We start from the raw sequence: 18,990 nt of genomic DNA on the forward strand, positions 1-18,990 counted from the left end.
CGGCATCCCGGGCGTTCGATATCCCGAGCGCACCGGAGCGGATGCTGGAAATTGGCGGAGAAACTGTGGCGACCGAGCTTCCGAGGAACCCGGTGAGGCCGTGCCGAAAATTTTCACGACTTCGCCGGCCATCCGCGAACCGATATCACCGCCGATATCTTTTACGGCCCGAACAATGATTTCTGCCACCACCGTCGGCGACGGACAGAGTCGTGTTCGAGTGACTATTAAATAGTTCCAGACAATACCACGAAAATGCCAGGACGGATCAACCTGGATTCGACCAGAATTGACACAGGTCACTGGCGACACGGACATGATCCACCACTCGCCGGACCGACAGCCTGTTCCCCGACATGTTGGCGACTATGTCGGCAGGAATGGCCGGCTGTCAACCCGTCCACGGGGCGGTCGACACGGCGCGAAGGCTGAGCGATCATGCTTCTTCCGTGTCCGGGGCTCCCCGCCGCCGCCCTGGGCGGAGCGGCATCCGCCCACCCCGGAGGCGGCCCGGACGGGAGATACCGGTACAACCGTCATGACCCGCCGCACCGCCACCCGCGGGTTCCCCATCAGGCACGACGAAAGGCCCGGCCGTCACCCGCGTGGTCCGTGGGTGTGCTACACGCCCCGTCAGAGCATTACTCATCGTGCCCATATCGTCCGCCGATGAGACGGCCGCCGAATTATTTTCGCTGGACCACTAAATATTGACCCGCTCCGCGGCGGACACGAGCATGGCGGCACGGGCCGACGAGGAAACCGTCGGGGCCGGTCGCCGGAACGCTTCTCCCCGCCGGCCGGGAGGAGAACCGGCAGGAAAACCGAAGGACCGAAGACGGCGCGGCCATGCCACTTCCGCGGCTTCTTCCGCGCCGTCGGACACTCACGTTCCCGGACCGCCAAGGAGCGACATGGCCGTCGTCAGCACGGATCTCGACATCCGCAGGGTAACCGGACGGATCGGCGCCGAAATCGTCGGCGTGGACCTTCGTGACGCGCTCGACGACGACACCGTCATCGCGTCGATCCGGGCCGCGCTCGTCGAGCACAAGGCGCTGTTCTTCCGCGGGCAGGAACTCGACGACGCCGGGCAGCAGCGTTTCGCCGCCCGTTTCGGCGCGCTCACCACGGCGCACCCCACCGTCCCGTCCCTGGCCGGCAGCCCGAACGTGCTGCGGGTGGACTCGACCGAGGGCCGGGCCAACAACTGGCACACCGACGTCACGTTCGTCGTGTCCCCGCCGGCCGCGAGCACCCTGCGCGCCGTCGTGATCCCCCCGGCCGGCGGGGACACCCTCATCGCCAACTCCGTGACCGCCTACCAGGACCTCCCGGGCGACCTGCGCGAACTGGCCGACCGGATCTGGGCGGAGCACACCAACGACTACGACTACGTGATCCCGCCGGCTGAGACGGCGCAGACGAAGGCGTACCGCGAGATCTTCGTCTCCCGGAAGTACCGGACCGCTCACCCGGTGGTCCGCGTCCATCCCGAGACGGGTGAGCGGGGTCTGTTCATCGGCGGGTTCGCGCAGCGCATCGTCGGCCTGTCCGTGACCGAGTCGCGTGACCTCCTCCGTCTGCTGCAGACCTACGTCACCCGGCCGGAGAACACCGTCCGGTGGCGGTGGACCCCCGGCGACCTCGTCTTCTTCGACAACCGCAGCACCCAGCACTACGGCGTCGACGACTACGGCGACCTCCCGCGGCTGCTGCACCGGATCACCGTCGCCGGCGACGTGCCGGTCGGGGTGGACGGCCGGCGCAGCTACGCCATCGAGGGGGACGACGCCTCCCACTACACCCCGCTCGCCGCATAGCCAGCCCGGCCGGGCGGGATCATCAGTACTGGCCAGGATCATCAGTAGTAGATCGGCCCGCGGCTCCCGNCCCGCGGCTCCCGCCGCCGCAGGCGATCGTCTCACCGGTGACCGACACGCTCAGCGGGGACGCGAGGAAGGTCACCAGCGTGGCCACCTCCTCGGCGGTGACCACCCGGCCGATCGTCAGCGTCGCGGTGACGGCGTCCAGCCGGGCGGGATCGTCGCCGATCAGGTCGGCGAACCGTTCGGTGACGGTGGGCCCGGGATGGACCGCGACGACGTTGATTCCGTGCGGGCCGAGCTCGTCCGCGAGGTTCTTGGTAAGCGCGGTGACGCTGGCGTTGCGGATGGACGCGGCCGTCCGCCCGGTCGAACGGGCCGCGAGACCGCCGATGTTGATGATGCGACCCCAGCCGGCCCGGATCAGATGCGGGGCGACCGCCTGGGCGGTGCGCAGGTAACCGATGACCTTCACGTCGATGTCGTCGGCGAGATCCGCGGTGGTCAGCGCGGAGAACCCGCCGGGGCCGCCGGCGCCGCCCGGCTGGGCGGCGTTGTTGACCAGGATGTCGACCCCGCCGAGCTCCGCGACCGTCCGCTCGGCCAGCCGCGCCACGGCGTCCCCGTCGCGGGTGTCGGCGGCAACCGGCAGCACGGTACCGCCGGTCTCGGCCGCAAGCTGCCTGGCGGCCACCGCCAGGGCGTCGGCGTCCCGCGCGGCGATCACGACCTTGGCCCCTTCGGCGGCCAGCGATCTGGCGATGGCCCGCCCGATGCCACGGCTGCCACCGGTCACGATCGCGCGCCGCCCGTCCAGCTGTAGATCCATGTCCGGCTCCGTCGGGTCTCGTCCGCAAGGTCCTGATTGAGTCTGATCCCGCGTGAGGTTACATTCAGGCGGTGCGCACAGGGCGTCGGCTGCCAGCGATGATTCTTGATCCGTTCTGGATCTCCCGTCGCGCGCATCATTTCGACCAGATCTGTTACTGGTCCTGAAAGCCTGCTGAGCGCGCCGGTACCGCAGCGGGTATCACACCGGCCATCCGTCGGAACGGTTTTCCGCTGACGGCCGCCGGGCCCGGACCGTCCACGGGTGACGACGTTCACCGGTGACAACCTGTGAACTCGGGCCCGACTGGCACGGCGACGCTCCTCCCGGCTCTCCTCCCGCACCGCGCTTCGTTGTTTTTCGCTGCTTCTTTGTTGCTTTCACGTTGCACATGCCCTGACGACGCAACGACCTTTGCGACAGTTCGTATGCAGATCAATTACTTTAGGTCATGTACGGGAAGGCGGTACGAGCTCCGGCAGCCAGCCCGCACTGACTGCGCCGTGTTCACCAACACCCATTTCGATCATGTTCCGTAACCGCTGACATCCGTGTCCGTCCTGCCAGGCGGCAGCGAGCGCCGCCGGACAGACCCGGCAGCGTCGCTGGTTGCGGCCGTGACCGTGGCCGACGGCTTTCCAGGAGAAGGCAGTTGATGAAGATCAGATTGTTCGCCGGCGCGGCAGCCCTGGCGCTGGCGGTGCTCACAGCCTGCGGTTCGGACGCTTCCGGCGGCGCGGCGGCGGACCCGGCGGCTGGCGCGACCGGCGCGACCAACTCGGACGCCACCGCGACCATCGGTCTCGTGCTCGAGCCGGGCAGCCTCGACATCACCAAGGCCGCCGGGGCCGCCATCGGCCAGATCCTGCTCAACAACGTCTACCAGGGGCTGCTCCAGCGGGACGACTCCGGTGTCATCGCCCCGGCGCTGGCCACGTCCTACAAGATCTCGGAGGACGGGAAGACCTACACCTTCACCCTGCGGGACGGCGTGACCTTCCACGACGGCTCACCGCTGCGTGCCGCCGACGTGGCGGCCTCCCTGAACCGGGCCAGCGCGCCGGGATCGGTCAATCCCAACGCCGCCGATCTGGCCTCGGTGGCCTCGGTGACCGCGCCCGACGAGAAGACCGTCGTGCTCACCCTGAAGGACCGCGACACCAACCTGACCTACCGGCTCACCGGAGCCGCCGGCGTCATCATCCGGGATGGCGCCACCGACCTGGACAGCAGGCCGGTCGGCACCGGCCCGTTCCGGTTCGACAGCTGGCGGCACGGCGACAGCATCACGCTCGTCCGCAACGACCGGTACTGGGGGCCGAAGGCCGGCGTCGCCAGGGTGGTCTTCCGCTACATCACCGACCCGAACGCGCAGAACAACGCGGTGCGGACCGGGCAGGTCGACATCGGCAGCATCACCGACATCGAGCTGGTCAACTCCTACGAGGGCAACCCGAACTTCACCGTCTCCACGGGCACCAGCAGCGACAAGATCACCCTCGGGTTCAACCACTCGCGGCCGGCGCTGTCCGACGCCCGGGTCCGCCACGCGATCCGGCAGGGCATCGACAAGGACGGCCTGATCCGGATACTCGGCGGCGGCACCAGGATCGGCAGTTCCGTCCCGCCGCTGGACCCCTGGTACGAGGACCTCACCGGAATCGACAGATACGACCCGGCGAACGCCCGCAAGCTGCTCGCCGACGCCGGCTACGCGGGTGGGCTGACCCTCGGGCTCACGGTCCCGAACATCTACCCGCCGGCCATCGCCGAGTACGTGCGCTCCCAGCTCCAGGACATCGGGATCACGGTGCGGACGGCCAGCGTCGAGTTCCCCACCTGGCTCACCCAGGTGCACCGGAACGCCGACTACGACCTGAGCATCGTCGACCACGCCGAACCACGGGACCTGGGCAACTACGCGAAGCCGGGCTACTACTGGCGTTATGACAGCCCGGCGGTCCAGCAGGCCTATCAGGCCGCGGTGACGGCGGCCTCAGACGCCGAGCGTGACCAGAACCTGCGCAGGCTCGCCCGGCAGATCTCCGAGGACGCGGCCAGCGACTGGCTGCTGCTCGGCCCGGCTCGGCAGATTGTCCGGGCCGGCGTCACCGGCTACCCGACCAACAACCTGTCGTCCCTCTACGACGTCTCGAAGATCCAGATCAGGAGGTCCTGACCCGGCCGGCCGCCGTCGTGTTCGACGCCATCCCCTGCCCCGGAGGGCGACAATCATGATACAGAGAGTCGTGATTCACGAGATCATGATTCGGAGGGTCGTGGTACGGAGGATGTGGGGAGTGCGAAGGGCGGGCCCATGGCGGTGATCCTGCTGCGGCGCCTCGTCCTGCTGGCCCTGTCGCTGGTCGCCGCGAGCCTGCTCGTCTTCCTGCTGCTGCGGCTGCTGCCCGGTGACGTGGCCGACGTGATCGCGGGGACCACGGCCACCCCGGAGCAGGTCGCCAGGATCCGCCATCAGCTCGGCGTCGACCGGCCGCTGATCACCCAGTACGCCAGCTGGGTCGGCGGTGTCCTCACCGGTGACTTCGGCGCCTCGGCGGTGAACGGGGTGTCCGTGTCGGCGCAGCTCGGCGAGAAGCTGACGGTGACCGTCCCACTGGTGGCCGGCGCGACCGTCCTGGCCGTCGCGGTCGCGCTGCCGCTCGGGATCATCTCGGCGGCCCGGCACCGGCGGGCCGACGGGCTGGCCCTGTCCACACTCAGCCAGCTCGGCATCGCGGTGCCCAGCTTCTGGGTGGGGCTGATGCTCATCACCCTGTTCGCGGTCGAGTGGGGGGTGCTGCCCGCCGGCGGGTTCCCGACAGACGGCTGGGACGACCCGGCGGCGGCCGNNNNGACCCGGCGGCGGCCGTGCGCAGCCTGACGCTGCCCGTGGTCACCCTGGCGCTGGTGGAGGGCGCGGTGCTGATGCGGTTCACCCGCTCGGCAACGCTGGAGGTGCTGCACGTGGACTTCATCCGCACCGCCCGGGCGAAGGGGCTGACCCGCGGCCGGGCGCTGCTGCGGCACGGGGTCCGCAACGCGGCCGGGTCGGTCCTGTCCGTGCTGGGCCTGGAGTTCGCCACCCTGCTCGCCGGCACGGTCGTGATCGAGAACGTGTTCGCGCTGCCGGGCGTCGGGCAGATGCTGATCGTCGACATCGGCAACCGCGATCTGGTCAAGGTCCAGGGCACGGTGCTGCTGATCACCGTGGTCGTGCTGGTCGTCGGCTTCCTCGTCGACGTCGGCCATCGGCTGCTGGATCCGAGACTGCTGGATCCGAGGCTGCCGGCCGCCGGGACACGGGGCCCGCGATGACGGCTCCGCCGCGCGGGACGGCCCGGCCGCCGAGGACCGCCCGGCCGCCGAGGACCGCCCCGCCGCTGCTGACGGCCCTGCTGCGCAGCCGTTCGGGCCGGCTGGGTGTGCTGCTGTCCTCGCTCGTCGTGGCCGCCGCCGCGGTATCCCTGCTCTGGACGCCGTACGACCCGACCCGGGTGGACGCGGGCGCGCCCTGGCTGCCGATCAGCGGGCAGCACTGGTTCGGCACCGACAAGCTCGGCCGGGACCTGTTCAGCCAGATCCTGGTCGGCGCCCGGATCACGGTGTTCGCCGCGGTGACGGCCACCGCCGTCGCCGCGGTACTGGGAGTGGGGCTGGCGCTGCTCGCCACCGTCACCCCGCGTCTGGTCGGCGAGTCCACCGCCCATCTGGTCGACGTCCTGATCGCCTTTCCGACCCTGCTGCTCGCGATGGTGCTCGCCGCCGTGTTCGGCGGTTCGACCTGGACCGCCGTCGTCGCGACAGGCGTCGGCAGCGGCGTCCAGGTCGGCCGGGTGACGCGGGGGGAGATCGTCCGGGTGCTGGCGTCCGACTACGTCCTGGCCGCGCACGCGGCCGGCGCCGGCACCAGGCGGATCGTCCGGCGGCACGTCCTGCCGAACATCGCGCCGACGCTGTACGTCCAGCTCTCCCTCGCGCTCGGGATCGCCGTGCTCGCCGAGGCCGCGCTGTCCTACCTGGGCCTGGGCACCCCGCCGCCGACCCCGTCGTGGGGCCGGATGCTCCAGGAGCTGCAGCCGTACATCACCCTGCGGCCGCTGGTGCTGCTCTGGCCGGGCCTTGCCGTGGTGCTGACGGTGCTCGGGTTCAACCTGCTCGGCGACGGCATCCGCGAGGCCACGGACCCGCGGCTGCGGGACGCCCAGCCGGCGGCGATACCGAACGGCGATCCGGACAGCACACCGTCCGCCACCGGAGAGCCACGCATAGGACAGTCACGCTCCGATACCACAGAGGCGTCACGGTGAGCGAACAGAGACCGCCGACGCCGATACCGACATCCTCGCCGGCAGCACCAGCACCAGCACCAGCGGCAGCGGCAGCAGCGTCGGCGGCAGCGGCAGCAGCGGCAGCGCCCGGACCGTCGGCGGCGCTGGCGGGGCGGGAACGGGGCGGGACGTCGTCCGGGCTCCTCGAGGTCACCGATCTCACCGTCCACTTCGGCGACACCGTGGTCGTCGACCGGATCGGCTTCGGCCTGGACGTCGGTGGGCGGCTCGGGCTCATCGGCGAGTCCGGATCCGGGAAATCGATCACTGCGCTGGCCGTCCTCGGGCTGCTGCCCGACGGCGCTGCCGCGACCGGAAGCATCCGCTTCGACGGGCAGGAGCTGCTCGGCCGGTCCGACCGGGAGCTCTCCCGCATCCGCGGCGACCGGATCGCCATGGTCTTCCAGGAACCGCTCACCGCGCTGAACCCGCTGTGGCGGGTGGGCCGCCAGATCGGCGAGCCGCTGCGCCTGCACCGTGGGCTGTCCCGGCGGGCGGCGGCCGCGGCCGCGGTCGAACTCGCCGCGAAAGTCGGGCTGCCCGACCCGGAACGGCTCGTCCGCGCGTACCCGCACCAGCTCTCCGGCGGGCAGCGCCAGCGGGTCGGCATCGCCATCGCGCTCGCCTGCCGACCCGCGCTGCTCATCGCGGACGAGCCGACCACCGCCCTCGACGTCAGCGTCCAGGCGGACGTCCTCGCCCTGCTCACACGCCTCGTCGACGAGGCCGGCACCGCCCTGCTGTACATCACCCACGACCTCGCGGTGGTGGCCTCGGTCGCCCGGGAGCTCGCGGTCATGCGCGGCGGGCGGCTGGTGGAGACCGGCCCGACCGAGACCGTCCTGCGGTCCGCGCGGCATCCCTACACCCAGCGGCTGCTGGCGGCGGCGCGCCGCACGAGCTGGACCGGCCCCGCCGGCGGCCCGGCTCCCGAGCTCGCGGGCAGGCCGGTTGCCGAACCCGCCGGCGACCTGGCCGCCAGGCCTGTGGACGGCCGGCCGGAGCGGACGTCGAAGGCGGGCACATGACACTGTTCGAGGCCAGTGGGCTGACCCGCGGCTACCGACTGCCGCGCACCTCGCTGTTCGGCCCGGCCGGCGTCCGGCACGCCGTCCACAACGTCGATCTCTCGCTGCCGGACGGTCACAGCCTCGGCATCGTCGGCGAGTCCGGGTCGGGCAAGTCGACCCTGGTCCGGCTGCTGCTCGGGCTGGAGCGCCCGGACGCCGGGACGGTGCGCTACCGGGGCCGGCAGGTCCGGCCCGGGCGCCCCCGCGACCTGCGCTGGCTGCGCCGCGAGGTGCAGGTCGTCCTACAGGACCCGCTCAGCTCGCTGAACCCCCGGATGCCCGTCGGCGCGATCGTCGCCGAACCGCTGGAATGCCTCGGCACCGACGGAAACGACGGAAACGACAACAGCGGCAGTGGCGATCGCGGTGGCGGTGGCGGTGGCGGTGGCGACGGCGACGGCGACGGCGACGACAGCCATAGCGGCGGTGGCGACGGTAGGCACGCGCGCGCCGGCCGGCACGCCCGCGTCGACGAGGTGCTGCGCGCGGTCGGCCTCGACCCGGACGTCCGCACGCGTTACCCGCACGAGTTCTCCGGTGGGCAGCGGCAGCGCATCGCCATCGCCCGGGCGCTCGCGCCCCGCCCGCGGGTGCTCGTCGGTGACGAACCGGTGAGCGCCCTGGACGTGTCGGTACGCGCGCAGATCCTGGACCTGCTGGCGGCGCTCGCCGCGAGCTACCGGCTCAGCCTGGTCGTCGTCTCCCACGACATCGGCGTGGTCGCCCGGCTGTGCGACCAGGTGATCGTCATGCACCGCGGCGAGGTGGTGGAACGCGGCGTCACCGAGACGGTGCTGTCCGCACCGACCCATACCTACACCCGGACGCTGATGGCGGCGGTGCCCCGGCTGCCGGGGGCGGGATGAGCCGTGAGCCCCGGCGCACCGGGCCTGGCACACCGGGTCGCGGCATGCCGCGGGACGCGGAAGATGCGACAGGCGGCTCTGTGTCGGGTGAGCGGACGGATCCCGGCCGTACCCGGCGGGGCCTGGCACACCAGCGGACCCGGCGGGCAGGGCGCGCCGGAACAACCGGCGGGCAGGACATGCCGGGAAACCGGCGGGGAGGATGAGGACACGGATGACGACAGCCCCGGACAACGGTCACCCGGCCGGCGGCAACCGTCCGTCCCGAGACGATCTCCAGTTCCGGAATGATCGCCCACTTTCGAACGATCTTCTGAGCGGCGAGGATCGCCTGGCCGGAAGCGATCATCCGGTCGGGGACGGCCGTCCGTTCAAGCTGGGCTTCCTGACCCACGTGTTCGGCCGGGAGGAGCCGGCGGAGCTGCTGCGCCGGCTCGTGGAGCTGTTCGTCGCCGCCGAGGAGCTCGGGTTCGACGGCGGCTGGATCGCCCAGCACCACTTCTCCCCTCAGTACGGCCGGCTGCCCTCGCCGCTGGTGCTGCTCGCCGCGGCCGCGCAGGCGACCCGGCGGATCGAGCTCGGCACCGCGGTGGTGGTGCTGCCGCTGGAGAACCCGATCAGGGTCGTCGAGGACGCGGCCGTCGTCGACGCGCTCAGCGGCGGGCGGCTACAGCTCGGGCTGGGCACGGGCGCGGCCAACTCGCCGGCGTTCGCCGCCTTCGGCCGGGACGCCGGCGCGCGCCGGGAGCTGTTCACGCAGGCCGTCGGCCTGCTGCGGGACCTGCTGCGCGGCGGCGACGTCCCGGGCACCGACGGGCTGCGGCTGCAGCCGCCGGCGCCGACGCTGGCCGGGCGGCTGTGGGACTCCGCCTCCAGCGCCGAGGGTGCGACGGCCGCGGCGCGGGCGGGGGACGGGCTGCTGCTCGGCGTCGGGCCCGCGGGGTCGGCACAGCGTCCGCTGGCCGAAACGTACCTGCGCGCATACACCGCGGCCCGTTCAGGCGCGACCGCCAGGCCGAACGGGACGGCTTTCCCGGCCGGGACGGCTCACCCCGCCGACGGACCGGGCGGGGACGGCCGATCCGTCGGGACGGTCCGCTCGGGCGCGGCTGCCCGCTCTGCCACGGACGGCCCTTCGGTCACGGATGGCCCTTCGGCTGCGGGTTGGCCCTTCGGCTGCGGTTGGCCGCTTGAGGGCGGCAGCCCGGTCGCTGTGCCCGGACGGCTACCCGCAGGCCCGGCTCGCCGTCGCGCACGGTGTGTTCCCCGGGCCCGATCGCCTGGCCGCCCAGCGGGACCTGGCCGCCGACATCGCCCGCTACCGTCCGTACCTGTCCCATTTGGGGCTGCCCGACACCGCCGACGACGCCGCCGCGCTCGACGCCATGAACGTCCACCACGGCCCGGTCGACGTGATCGTCGAGAGCCTCGCGACGAACCCGGTGGGGCCGGGGTTCACGTCCTACTTCATCGCCGCCGTCCAGGGTGAGGCCGGCGGGGCGGCGAGCTTCGACGCGACACTGCGCCGCCTGGAGATCATCAGCACCGAGATCGCCCCGGCGCTGGGTTGGCGGCCGGCGACCGCCGCCCCCGGNNNGCCGGCGACCGCCGCCCCCGGCACTGCCCCCGCCCCCCGCCCCGGTCGGCACAGACGCCCAGCCGAACACCCCTGATCCACCGACGACACCGGTGATCCACTGACGATCTCCGCGTCGACAGTCGTTGAATCGCGCAGGTGCGGGAACGGACGGTCGTGGCAGCAGCCGTTTCCACCCTCACTTTCGTGACTGAACCCCTGCGGTGGGACGGGTGGCTGTGGCTGTCTGGCCACCATCGCGGCCGGCCCGTCCCCGGACCCGGGTGTGGGCCCGGACCTGGGTGCGGGCACAGGCAGCCGTCCTGGCCTGTTGGGACCGGCCAGAACGGGGAGAGAACCAAGAAGAAAACGGTGCGAGAACGCGACGAAGACAACGATGACGGACACGACGAAGGAGCTGGCGATGCCGCGAGCTGTCCGGTTCGACGGGTACGGCGGGACAGAGAAACTGCGGGTGGTGGACGTGCCGCGGCCGGCGCCCGGGGCGGGTGAGGTACTCGTCCGGGTGAAGGCCGCCGGGATCAATCCCGGCGAGGCGAAGATCCGCGAGGGGCTGCTGCACGGCCGGTGGCCGGTGACGTTCCCCTCGGGGCAGGGCAGCGATCTGGCCGGAGTCATTGAGGAGACCGGCCCTCGGGTGACCGGCTTCTCTGTCGGGGACGAGGTCCTCGGGTTCACCAACCGCCGCGCCAGCCACGCCGAGTACGTGGTGGTGGAGGCGGACAACCTCACGGCGAAGCCGGAGAAGGTCTCCTGGGAGGTCGCCGGATCACTGTTCGTGGCCGGGACGACAGCGTACGCCGCGGTGCGCGCGGTCTCGCCGCGTCACGGTGACACGGTGGTCGTCTCCGGCGCCGCGGGCGGGGTGGGGTCGATCGCCGTGCAGCTCGCCAGGCTCGCCGGCGGGCGCGTGGTCGGGATCGCCGGGCCGGCCAACCATGCCTGGCTCGCCGACCACGGGGTGAGCCCGGTCGCCTACGGGGACGGCGTCGCCGACCGCGTCCGGCAGGTGGCGGACCATGTCGACGCCTTCATCGACACGTTCGGCCAAGGCTACGTGGACCTGGCACTCGAGCTCGGGGTGGCCCCCGACCGGATCGACACCATCGCCGACTTCGACGCGGTCAGCCGGCACGGGGTGAAGGCGGACGGCAGCGCGGCGGCGGCCAACACCGGCGTCCTCGCCGAGCTGGCGCAGCTGGTGGCCGACGGCCGCCTGGAGGTCCCGATCGCCGGCGCCTACCCGCTGGCCGACGTCCAGGACGCCTTCCGCGAACTCGAACGCGGCCACGTCCGAGGCAAGATCGTACTCATCCCCTGACAACTCGTTTCCCGACAACCGGCCAAGGTGCCCATGCCAGTCACCGACCGGGCAGCGTGATGCCAACGATCTACCGATCGATATACCTATCGCCAGGAAAGTACTTGCGTCGGTGTCGGCGTGATGCTGTCGGGCCTCAGAGCCGGATGTGCTGCGGCGCGGTGTCAGCCCGCATGACTTCACCGAAGGTCGCGGTTACGGGGAACACGATGCCGCCGTACTCGATGCCGCCCTACTCGATGCCGCCGTAGGTGTCGCTGCCTGCCTCGCTGGCGATAGTGGTTGTCCAGATCAGCTCGTCGGCGACGGGGAGAGCAACGGTGATGACGTCCCCGTCAGCATCCATCTGGCGGGTCAGCCAGCCGACGATGTCCGCTGGGAGCACCGTGGCATAGACAACATCCCCGAGAGGGTTGGCTGGCGCGGACCGCATTGCCCGGCCCTGCTCCTCAACGCCGAGCGCGGCCGCGATGCGTTCGGCGAGCAGATGCCGTTCCCAGCGAAGCTGGTCCTGCGCGACACGCACCACGACGCCATGCAGCTCGTTCTCGAGATGGACCTCGGTCCCGATGGCCTCACGGTCGTCGAAGTAGTCGGCAAGCACACCCGGCTGGGCATCCCGCAGATCTGCCGCTGTCGGCTGGACCACGGCGAGCCCTGGGCACTGCGGCGACCACGCCGCCCGCGAGTCACCGTCACGCCGGACGATCACAGCGATGGTTCCAGCCATGGCGGATCACCTCCAGTGCCTCGTCGACCGACAGCCCAACGTCCTTCACGAGTATCTGTCGAACCATCTGGTGGAGGTGACAAGGGCTCACACCGACGAGACCTGGCTCGCGCTCCTCGACCCACTGGTCGGCCATGGCGCGACGGCGACCGACGTCCCGTCCGCCGCCGTCGCGCACCCCTGATCCGCGACAACACCGGACAGGCATGATCCTGCCAACGGGCGAACCACCACCCCGCCAACCGTCTGGGCCGAAGCCCCGGACGCCCCTTCGGCCACCGTGAGAGCCGACGCCGTGGTCCGAATTTCCCACTGTCGGATTTTCGGAGGTATGACATGATGATCTTCATGGCAACGTGCACCCGGCCGGCACCCAAGAAAGGGGCATAAGTGGACGAAGCACAGTCGCGTCACTCGGGCACAGTGGTGGAATGCGCCCAGTTGCGCAGGAAGAACCAGCTCACCCTGCCGCCACAGGTGCGCGACGCGCTGCACCTGTCCGAAGGGGACGAGGTCCAGTTCACGATCCATCCGGACAGATCTGTCACGCTGCGTGGCATGACGGCCATCCCAGCTGATCAACGATGGTTCTGGACCCAGGAGTGGCAGGCCAGCGAACGGGAGGCCAGCGCCCAGATCGCCGCCGGCGATCTACATGTGTACGACGACATGGCCACGCTGTTCGCCGAGCTCGCCTGAGAGGCGTGGCCACGTTCGCGCGCACTCCTCGGTTCAGCCACGGCTTCACCGGAAAACGCGTTCGCGTCGGCGGCCGGCCGGCCGGTCAGGCGCAGAACTCGTTTCCCTCCGGATCGCGCATCACCACCCAGTAGACACCGAGCTCCTCCACGGCCCGGACCCTGGTCGCGCCAAGCTTTTCCAACCGTGCCACGGCCTGTTCTGTCCGGGCGCGTCGGACGTCGAGGGAGACATCGAGAGCACCACCGGACTGAAGATCCAGATGTACGCGGTTCTTTGCCGTCTTCGGCTCCGGGACGCGCTGGAAGAACACCCGCGGCCCCACACCGGACGGATCGACGATCGCCGCCGCCGAGTTCCACCGCTCCGCCGGCACGCCCCGCGCCGCGAGGAACGCCGGCCAACTGTCGAGACCCGGCGGTGGCGGCTGCGCCNGCGGTGGCGGCTGCGCCTCGTAGCCGAGCGCGTCAGCCCAGAAAGCCGACAACGCCGCGGGATCCGCGCAGTCGAACGTCACCTGGAACGTCATCCGGGAATCTCCTTCCGTCACCGATCCGACGGCCACAGCATGTTCCCGTCCCACGCCGGACGCCCGCGGGCAGCCAACCCGACCGCGGCGCGGGCCGTCATGCCGCCGGTGCGTTCCGGGCGACGGCGTCCGCGCGGATGACCGGACAGGTACCGGTCACGACGGACGGGGGGCGAAGGCGCGCAGGAAGGTGGCCACGCCGGCGGCGGCGGTCTGGTCGCGGTGGGTGGAGGTCACGGTGTCCGGGGCGAAGACCGTCAGCAGCGGCAGGTCCCCCAGGACGAGGCCGACGAACTGGGTGGCGGCCGTCGCGGGGTCGGCGATCTCCAGGTAGCCGGCGTGCGCGAGCCTGGCCATCCGGCCGGCCAGCGTCTCGATCACCTCTTCGCCGGAGGCCCACATCGTCCGGAACAGATCGGGGAAACGACCGGACTCCATGTACATCAGACGGCGGGCGGCCACCGACTGCTCGTCGCAGACGCACGCCGCCAGCCCGTCGGCGACGGCACCCAGCTCACCGACAAGGTCGGCTGGGTCGGTCGGGAAGTTCCTGAGCACGGCGAGGGTGCGGGCGTTCGCCCGGACCGCCGCGTCGACCATCACCAGCCGGAACAGCTTCTCCTTGCTCCCGAGATGGTTGTAGAGGGTCGGCTTGGCCACCCCGGCCTCGCTCGCGATGAGATCGACGCTCGCGCCCTCGTACCCCTTACGGGCGAACACCTCGAACGCGGCGGCGAGGATCGCCTCCCGCTTGTCCACCCGGCCGCGGCCGGTCACCGTGCCACCGGCCAGAGCGGGCGCATCCATCATCCGAGCATATCCGTCACGGAGGTCACCGGCTTCCGCCTCCACCGCCTCCACCGCCGCGTCGCCCTCGCCGGGCGCCGCCGTGCGGGTCTGACGAGGATGCCGTGCCGCGGGATCGGCGGGGTCAGCTCACCGCCGATCCCGCGCGGGCTACAAGCCACGGTTGGCGGCGACCGCACGGTCGTTCTCGTCGAAGATCCGCTCGAGTACGTCGACGCGTTCGGCTCCGGTGCGGTAACCGGAGTGGTCGCCGGCCTCGTGGTCGCGCCCGCCGTGCTCGTGCCCGCCGTGCGCGCCCATCGTGCGCGCGCCCATCGTGATCATGAATTTCGTGTCCACGGTCGTGCGCGGTGCCGTCGTCGTGGCGGTGGAAACGTCCCGCGCCTATCCCGCCTCCGCAAGCTCGAGCGAAGTGATCAGGAACTCCTCGCCAGCGACGATCTCGAGGTCGGTGTCCGCGTAGTGGCCGCGGACGAATTCGGGGACGCCACCCAGCTCGGTCGTGTCGCCGCAGGCCGGGCAGGCCCGGCAGGCCCGGCAGACCCGGCAGACCCGGCAGACCAGCTTCGCCGGCACGCTCTCGACCGCGATGCGTGAGCCGTCGAGCGCGGTGTCGGCGGCGACGAGCGACCAGCAGCGCACGAGGGTGGCGGCCGGAGTGCGGATCGTCACCGGTGACACGAAGATGGTCGACGCCGGGCACGGCGGCCGGCGCCCGCGTCGACCTGCGGGCCGGGCAGATCGTCGGTACCTCGGCGCTCATCGCGATCCGGGCGCGGATGGCGCTCGGCGTCGCCGGGCCGACCCCGTTCGCCGGTGAGCTCTCCGATCCGGGCGTCGGCGTCCTCGGGGGCCACAGCCGCTTCCAGCAGATCGACCCGGCCGAGCCCTGGCGCGGCGGTCGCTGGGTACTGGAGGCCGAGGACGGGTGGCACTACCCACTCACCCTGTCCATGTTGCTGTTCGACAGCTCCGGCGTGCTCAGGGACCCCGCCCTCGACGAGCACCGCGCCGCACTACGAGCACTCACCGAGGCGGTGGACGCCGCCGATGCCGACCCGTTCGTCTCCGCCGGCGCCCTGGACTGGCTTCTCTACGACTGGCTCATGGCCCACCGCGAATCCCCCACCAGCGGCGCCATCGAAGTCCGCAAACTCCCCGACGCCCAAATGATCGTCTCCGCGGCCGCCGCTGTGGCCACCACCCGCTCCCACTTCGAACACGCCCTCCTCAACATCCCCACCACCATCCCCTGACCCCACCCGGCAACAGCCGCCAGCAAACACCCCCGCGGCAACACGCAGACCATAATCGTCGAAATTTTGTCATTGTGTACGCTGATGCGGCCAAAAAGCGTACACAACGACAAAATTGCGCCGATCTCCCCCAATGACCGACGCCCATCGATGACGCAGGCCATCGCTGACCGGCTCCCGCGGTACCGCCCACCTCCGCCAGACCGGCGCAGACAGTGTCCGTCGCACCGAGGCGCTGACCGCCAGTCGGACAGCTTGAGATCGTTGATGCCGACACGGGTGAGGGACTTCGCCCACGGCCCCTGGACCTCAGCCAACGCTTCGATCTGGCCCCAGTACCGCATGACCATCTTCAGGATCTCCCACATGTTCATGTGTCCCGCCTGGGTCAGAAACAGACCCTTGACCGAGTGGGCATGCAACAGACGCTTCTCGATCAGCCGATAGCGGATGCGCCGGTCGCGGGTGATCAGGAGAAGGCCGGCCGCCCCGACAACCGGGAGCCACATATCATCAAGATCACCCTGTTGGACACGGGTATGACGGTGACCGGGAAACACGACATCGCCGCGCACGGCGGCAAGCGCCTTCCCGAGCGGCAAGGTGTTCTCGTCGACGAAGAACCGTGCTGTGACCAAGGTGTTCCGGCCGCTCAGGCTGCGTTCTCCTGTCCTTTGATGCGGCTTTCATAGCGGATCGCCGCCTCGACGTCGGATACCGCGATGTTGTAGCCGTCCGCGATTTCGGCAACCGAATCCCCCGCCGCGAACAGGTCATAGAGATTCTCGGTGCGTATCCCATGAACGGCCGGCGCACCGAAGCTACGCAGCGGGTCGACGACGACCGGGCTGGACCTGTCATCCGGATGGATGCGGAGGACCTCCCCGTCACCGGGAGCGAACTCGACTTTCTCCACGAACGCGGCCGCGCCGGGTGCGAGTACGAGCTGGCCGTTACGAATGACGACCATCGCGAGATCCCGGTCGATACCGGTCTCGTCCTGAACCTCGAGAACGAGCTCACGGTTCGCGACATATGGTCTGGCGTGCGCGAGCGGATAGGGGACACCGAGACGCTCCCGCAGAAGCTGCACGACCGGACGGAGACGTTGCAGAGAGACCCTGTGACGTATCCGGTACTCGCGAAGATAACCGGCCTCGACGAACTCTCCCCAGGTGACGGCCTCTTCGCCGGTCCGTTCGGGCCGGATGACCGGCTCGTAAACCGATCCGCCACGGGAGTAGCCGTCGATCCATCCACGCAGCCGCGCCGGTCGCACACCGAGGACACGCGCCGCCTCGCCCATCGAGTAGACCTCGCGGTCCAGGACGGTGATCCCCATGCCCGCATCATGCCGCATCAGCGCCGTGGCATGACGCACGCACACAGCTTCAGACCGGAACAGCCCACATAAGACACTGATACGACGAGCGGTCGGCCGCCTACCGGACGGGGCGGAAGAGACCGAGGCCGAAGTGAGAGAGAGCGCCGAGGGTGATGGGGCCGATGGCATGCCAACCGGCGGGGTCCTTCGAGTACAGGGCAGGCAGCCAACGATGATCACAAAGCTCCGCACTGGCCGCTACGTAGCCAGCGCGGACGCTCACGCTTCCCCATCCACGACCGGAGCAGGCGAGGGCATGCTGGGAGCACGCGTAGTGAGCCGCTTGAGACAGCGCGGGACCGTCTGGACCAGTTGGCGGACGAGGCCGAACGGACCGGGCCGATCACGTTGACCCGGTCTGGCCGCCCCAACGTGGTAATCGCCGCTCTGGAGGACTGGCAGCGCCTGGCAGACCTCGCGTCAGAGGAGGGTCCGGACGTCTTCAGGTTCAGGCCATGACGCCTTCGCCGGTATGGGACAGGGCGCCGGTGACCGCGGCGAATCCACCGCGCCCGTCCACAAAGATGATCATACAAGTGATGGTGCGGGTGCCGGCGCGCCAGCTCTCGGCGGCAAGATGGAGCGCGCTGACCTGCATGGTCTCGGTATCCCGGAACGGCCGCCCCAGAAAGCGGGTGGCCACCGCCTGGCAGCGGGAGCGGGCCAGTTCCTCGAAGGCCGCCTCGGACGGGGGCTGGCCGTCCGAGGTGTTGGGCAGGGTGGCTGTTCCGGTGACCTCCGCCTGGTGGGGGGCACCGCAGGGAATCTCACCTTTGGTTTCGGTCGTCGTCAGCTCCAGGCACGTTCCAGGGGGATAGACCCGTGCCTGGTCGGCGCCCTCGACCACACCGGTGAAGGGGACGAGTCGGTTCGGGGTGGCGGCGTTGCCGGCGGCGATCAGCCCACACACCAACGCCCGGTCACCCGATTCCCAGCCGAACCGGCTGGGACGAATGATTCCGCTCGCGAAACGACCGTGCGGGTCGAACGGATAGCCGAGGAAATCACGCGCGACCGGTTCACAGTAACGGTCGTTGATCTCACGCCACCGCGTCTCGGTCGGATAAGCGCTGTCAGTGGGGTAGTCGGAGGCGATATCCAGCTTCCTGACGGCCTCGAACAGGTGTGGTGACGCACAGGGCACTTCGTCCGCGTCCGATATGCGATCATCCTGATTCCAGATGTAGCAGCGCCCACGGTCGAACGACCACCTGTTGAGTTCGGGCTGGCCAGGGCTCGCGCTCGCGGAGGGTGACGGCCCGCCGGCGGCGGTGGTGTCGGTCGATGCGGCACCGTCGCCCATGCGGACGACCGCGTAACCGGCCACGAGCAGGATTCCGACGCCGGCCACGGCCAGGGCCGCGACCAGCCCACGACTGCGGAACCGACGTGGCCGGCGGGACCCGAGCGGCCCACCCGATGAACGTGGCCGCCCCGGATCGGTCGTGCCCTTCGAGCCGCGCGGCAGGGTACTTTCCGACGTCGGGAACGTGGCCGCCCCGGATCGGTCGTGCCCCCGAAGCGGGCGACGGCGGCCCGGGTCCGCGCCGGCGCTTCGTAGGCCGTCGCCCCGGCGACGAAGTCGTTGTCAAGGATCAGGCCGCGAACGGGTCGCCGTCCCCGGCCTTCCCGCCTCCGGGACCCGCCTTCTCCCCGGCATCCCCGGCATCCCCGGTTTCCCCGGTTTCCCCGGCTTCCTCGATTTCCCGGGAATCCCTGCCCTTCCCGGAGCCTTCTCCCCTGGA

At 70.5% G+C, this 18,990-nt stretch carries 21 protein-coding genes and 1 pseudogene; 13 read left to right on the forward strand and 9 right to left on the reverse strand.

All coding sequences use genetic code 11. The features are described from left to right. The first annotated feature begins 914 nt into the window (after window positions 1-914). The gene (locus FrCorBMG51_RS10430) at window positions 915-1,823 is read left to right on the forward strand and encodes a TauD/TfdA dioxygenase family protein (RefSeq protein WP_047222868.1); all 909 of its coding nucleotides are present in this window, start codon (window positions 915-917) and stop codon (window positions 1,821-1,823) included. Between the two features lie 22 nt (window positions 1,824-1,845). On the opposite strand, the gene FrCorBMG51_RS10435 is transcribed toward FrCorBMG51_RS10430, so the two are convergent. Then, on the reverse strand, window positions 1,846-2,655 hold the full coding sequence (locus tag FrCorBMG51_RS10435) for an SDR family NAD(P)-dependent oxidoreductase (RefSeq protein ID WP_047222869.1): 810 nt from the start codon (window positions 2,653-2,655) through the stop codon (window positions 1,846-1,848). A 655-nt stretch (window positions 2,656-3,310) separates the two neighbouring features. Between FrCorBMG51_RS10435 and FrCorBMG51_RS10440 the strand changes: the two genes are divergently transcribed. From FrCorBMG51_RS10440 to FrCorBMG51_RS10475, 8 genes are all read left to right on the forward strand, one after another. Continuing rightward, on the forward strand, window positions 3,311-4,834 hold the full coding sequence (locus FrCorBMG51_RS10440) for an ABC transporter substrate-binding protein (RefSeq protein WP_047222870.1): 1,524 nt from the start codon (window positions 3,311-3,313) through the stop codon (window positions 4,832-4,834). Between the two features lie 138 nt (window positions 4,835-4,972). Beyond that, window positions 4,973-5,539, forward strand: coding sequence for an ABC transporter permease (locus FrCorBMG51_RS34600; protein ID WP_235433474.1), 567 nt, complete (start codon window positions 4,973-4,975; stop codon window positions 5,537-5,539). Next, window positions 5,527-5,973 (forward strand): ABC transporter permease, encoded by a 447-nt coding sequence (locus tag FrCorBMG51_RS34605; RefSeq protein ID WP_235433475.1) that lies wholly within the window; start codon window positions 5,527-5,529, stop codon window positions 5,971-5,973. The genes FrCorBMG51_RS34600 and FrCorBMG51_RS34605 overlap by 13 nt, the downstream gene beginning before the upstream one ends. Further along, window positions 5,970-6,965, forward strand: coding sequence for an ABC transporter permease (locus FrCorBMG51_RS10450; protein WP_076843885.1), 996 nt, complete (start codon window positions 5,970-5,972; stop codon window positions 6,963-6,965). Before FrCorBMG51_RS34605 ends, FrCorBMG51_RS10450 begins: the two co-directional genes overlap by 4 nt. Then, window positions 6,962-8,014, forward strand: coding sequence for an ATP-binding cassette domain-containing protein (locus FrCorBMG51_RS10455; RefSeq protein ID WP_200902403.1), 1,053 nt, complete (start codon window positions 6,962-6,964; stop codon window positions 8,012-8,014). The genes FrCorBMG51_RS10450 and FrCorBMG51_RS10455 overlap by 4 nt, the downstream gene beginning before the upstream one ends. Then, window positions 8,011-8,922, forward strand: coding sequence for an ATP-binding cassette domain-containing protein (locus tag FrCorBMG51_RS10460; RefSeq protein WP_052914538.1), 912 nt, complete (start codon window positions 8,011-8,013; stop codon window positions 8,920-8,922). The genes FrCorBMG51_RS10455 and FrCorBMG51_RS10460 overlap by 4 nt, the downstream gene beginning before the upstream one ends. A gap of 214 nt (window positions 8,923-9,136) precedes the next feature. Then, window positions 9,137-10,411 (forward strand): LLM class flavin-dependent oxidoreductase, encoded by a 1,275-nt coding sequence (locus FrCorBMG51_RS34610; protein ID WP_083731146.1) that lies wholly within the window; start codon window positions 9,137-9,139, stop codon window positions 10,409-10,411. 484 nt (window positions 10,412-10,895) lie between these two features. Next, entirely contained in the window at window positions 10,896-11,840 is a 945-nt protein-coding gene (locus FrCorBMG51_RS10475; RefSeq protein WP_235433476.1) for an NADP-dependent oxidoreductase, read from the forward strand. Window positions 11,841-12,072: 232 nt separating this feature from the next. Here the strand turns inward: FrCorBMG51_RS10475 and FrCorBMG51_RS10480 are convergent, their stop codons facing one another. Then, window positions 12,073-12,570, reverse strand: coding sequence for a hypothetical protein (locus FrCorBMG51_RS10480; RefSeq protein ID WP_086055371.1), 498 nt, complete (start codon window positions 12,568-12,570; stop codon window positions 12,073-12,075). Between FrCorBMG51_RS10480 and FrCorBMG51_RS10485 the strand changes: the two genes are divergently transcribed. Further along, on the forward strand, window positions 12,569-12,754 hold the full coding sequence (locus FrCorBMG51_RS10485) for a hypothetical protein (RefSeq protein ID WP_047222871.1): 186 nt from the start codon (window positions 12,569-12,571) through the stop codon (window positions 12,752-12,754). The two genes, FrCorBMG51_RS10480 and FrCorBMG51_RS10485, sit on opposite strands and share 2 nt — an antisense overlap. 206 nt (window positions 12,755-12,960) lie before the next feature. Further along, the gene (locus tag FrCorBMG51_RS10490; RefSeq protein ID WP_200902404.1) at window positions 12,961-13,269 is read left to right on the forward strand and encodes an AbrB/MazE/SpoVT family DNA-binding domain-containing protein; all 309 of its coding nucleotides are present in this window, start codon (window positions 12,961-12,963) and stop codon (window positions 13,267-13,269) included. Window positions 13,270-13,354: 85 nt separating this feature from the next. Here FrCorBMG51_RS10490 and FrCorBMG51_RS10495 read toward each other — a convergent pair whose 3' ends face one another. From FrCorBMG51_RS10495 to FrCorBMG51_RS10510, 4 genes are all read right to left on the reverse strand, one after another. Then, on the reverse strand, window positions 13,355-13,798 hold the full coding sequence (locus tag FrCorBMG51_RS10495; RefSeq protein ID WP_047222995.1) for a VOC family protein: 444 nt from the start codon (window positions 13,796-13,798) through the stop codon (window positions 13,355-13,357). Window positions 13,799-13,954: 156 nt separating this feature from the next. After that, window positions 13,955-14,659 (reverse strand): TetR/AcrR family transcriptional regulator, encoded by a 705-nt coding sequence (locus FrCorBMG51_RS10500; RefSeq protein WP_235433477.1) that lies wholly within the window; start codon window positions 14,657-14,659, stop codon window positions 13,955-13,957. A 96-nt stretch (window positions 14,660-14,755) separates the two neighbouring features. Beyond that, window positions 14,756-14,920: a hypothetical protein gene (locus tag FrCorBMG51_RS10505; protein WP_235433478.1), complete on the reverse strand. Its 165-nt coding sequence runs from the start codon at window positions 14,918-14,920 to the stop codon at window positions 14,756-14,758. A gap of 69 nt (window positions 14,921-14,989) precedes the next feature. Continuing rightward, a complete protein-coding gene (locus tag FrCorBMG51_RS10510; RefSeq protein ID WP_052914540.1) occupies window positions 14,990-15,277 on the reverse strand; it encodes a hydrogenase/urease maturation nickel metallochaperone HypA in 288 nt (95 codons plus the stop codon). A gap of 2 nt (window positions 15,278-15,279) precedes the next feature. Here FrCorBMG51_RS10510 and FrCorBMG51_RS31035 point away from each other — a divergent pair, with 2 nt between their 5' ends. Then, on the forward strand, window positions 15,280-15,861 hold the full coding sequence (locus tag FrCorBMG51_RS31035; protein ID WP_052914541.1) for a hypothetical protein: 582 nt from the start codon (window positions 15,280-15,282) through the stop codon (window positions 15,859-15,861). A gap of 446 nt (window positions 15,862-16,307) precedes the next feature. Here the strand turns inward: FrCorBMG51_RS31035 and FrCorBMG51_RS31040 are convergent. Next, a pseudogene (locus FrCorBMG51_RS31040) lies at window positions 16,308-16,436 on the reverse strand (hypothetical protein); the annotation flags it as partial. Window positions 16,437-16,513: 77 nt separating this feature from the next. Further along, the gene (locus tag FrCorBMG51_RS10520; RefSeq protein ID WP_235433479.1) at window positions 16,514-17,203 is read right to left on the reverse strand and encodes a DUF433 domain-containing protein; all 690 of its coding nucleotides are present in this window, start codon (window positions 17,201-17,203) and stop codon (window positions 16,514-16,516) included. Window positions 17,204-17,476: 273 nt separating this feature from the next. On the opposite strand from FrCorBMG51_RS10520, the gene FrCorBMG51_RS33720 reads away from it, so the two are divergent. Further along, window positions 17,477-17,704, forward strand: coding sequence for a type II toxin-antitoxin system prevent-host-death family antitoxin (locus tag FrCorBMG51_RS33720; protein ID WP_086055373.1), 228 nt, complete (start codon window positions 17,477-17,479; stop codon window positions 17,702-17,704). Here FrCorBMG51_RS33720 and FrCorBMG51_RS10525 read toward each other — a convergent pair. After that, entirely contained in the window at window positions 17,694-18,596 is a 903-nt protein-coding gene (locus tag FrCorBMG51_RS10525) for a septum formation family protein (protein WP_052914542.1), read from the reverse strand. The two genes, FrCorBMG51_RS33720 and FrCorBMG51_RS10525, sit on opposite strands and share 11 nt — an antisense overlap. Window positions 18,597-18,990: the final 394 nt, after the last annotated feature.

The organism is Protofrankia coriariae (assembly GCF_001017755.1).
Taxonomy (GTDB): Bacteria; Actinomycetota; Actinomycetes; order Frankiales; family Frankiaceae; genus Protofrankia; species Protofrankia coriariae.

Bases quoted from the DNA above. Each gene is read 5' to 3' on its own strand.
- FrCorBMG51_RS10450 (WP_076843885.1), top strand. From the start codon at position 5,970: ATGACGGCTCCGCCGCGCGGGACGGCCCGGCCGCCGAGGACCGCCCGG.
- FrCorBMG51_RS10475 (WP_235433476.1), top strand. From the start codon at position 10,896: ATGACGGACACGACGAAGGAGCTGGCGATGCCGCGAGCTGTCCGGTTC.
- FrCorBMG51_RS10460 (WP_052914538.1), top strand. From the start codon at position 8,011: ATGACACTGTTCGAGGCCAGTGGGCTGACCCGCGGCTACCGACTGCCG.
- FrCorBMG51_RS10505 (WP_235433478.1), bottom strand. From the start codon at position 14,920: ATGGGCGCGCGCACGATGGGCGCGCACGGCGGGCACGAGCACGGCGGG.
- FrCorBMG51_RS10440 (WP_047222870.1), top strand. From the start codon at position 3,311: ATGAAGATCAGATTGTTCGCCGGCGCGGCAGCCCTGGCGCTGGCGGTG.
- FrCorBMG51_RS10480 (WP_086055371.1), bottom strand. From the start codon at position 12,570: ATGGCTGGAACCATCGCTGTGATCGTCCGGCGTGACGGTGACTCGCGG.
- FrCorBMG51_RS10485 (WP_047222871.1), top strand. From the start codon at position 12,569: ATGGCGGATCACCTCCAGTGCCTCGTCGACCGACAGCCCAACGTCCTT.
- FrCorBMG51_RS10430 (WP_047222868.1), top strand. From the start codon at position 915: ATGGCCGTCGTCAGCACGGATCTCGACATCCGCAGGGTAACCGGACGG.
- FrCorBMG51_RS34610 (WP_083731146.1), top strand. From the start codon at position 9,137: ATGACGACAGCCCCGGACAACGGTCACCCGGCCGGCGGCAACCGTCCG.
- FrCorBMG51_RS10520 (WP_235433479.1), bottom strand. From the start codon at position 17,203: ATGGGGATCACCGTCCTGGACCGCGAGGTCTACTCGATGGGCGAGGCG.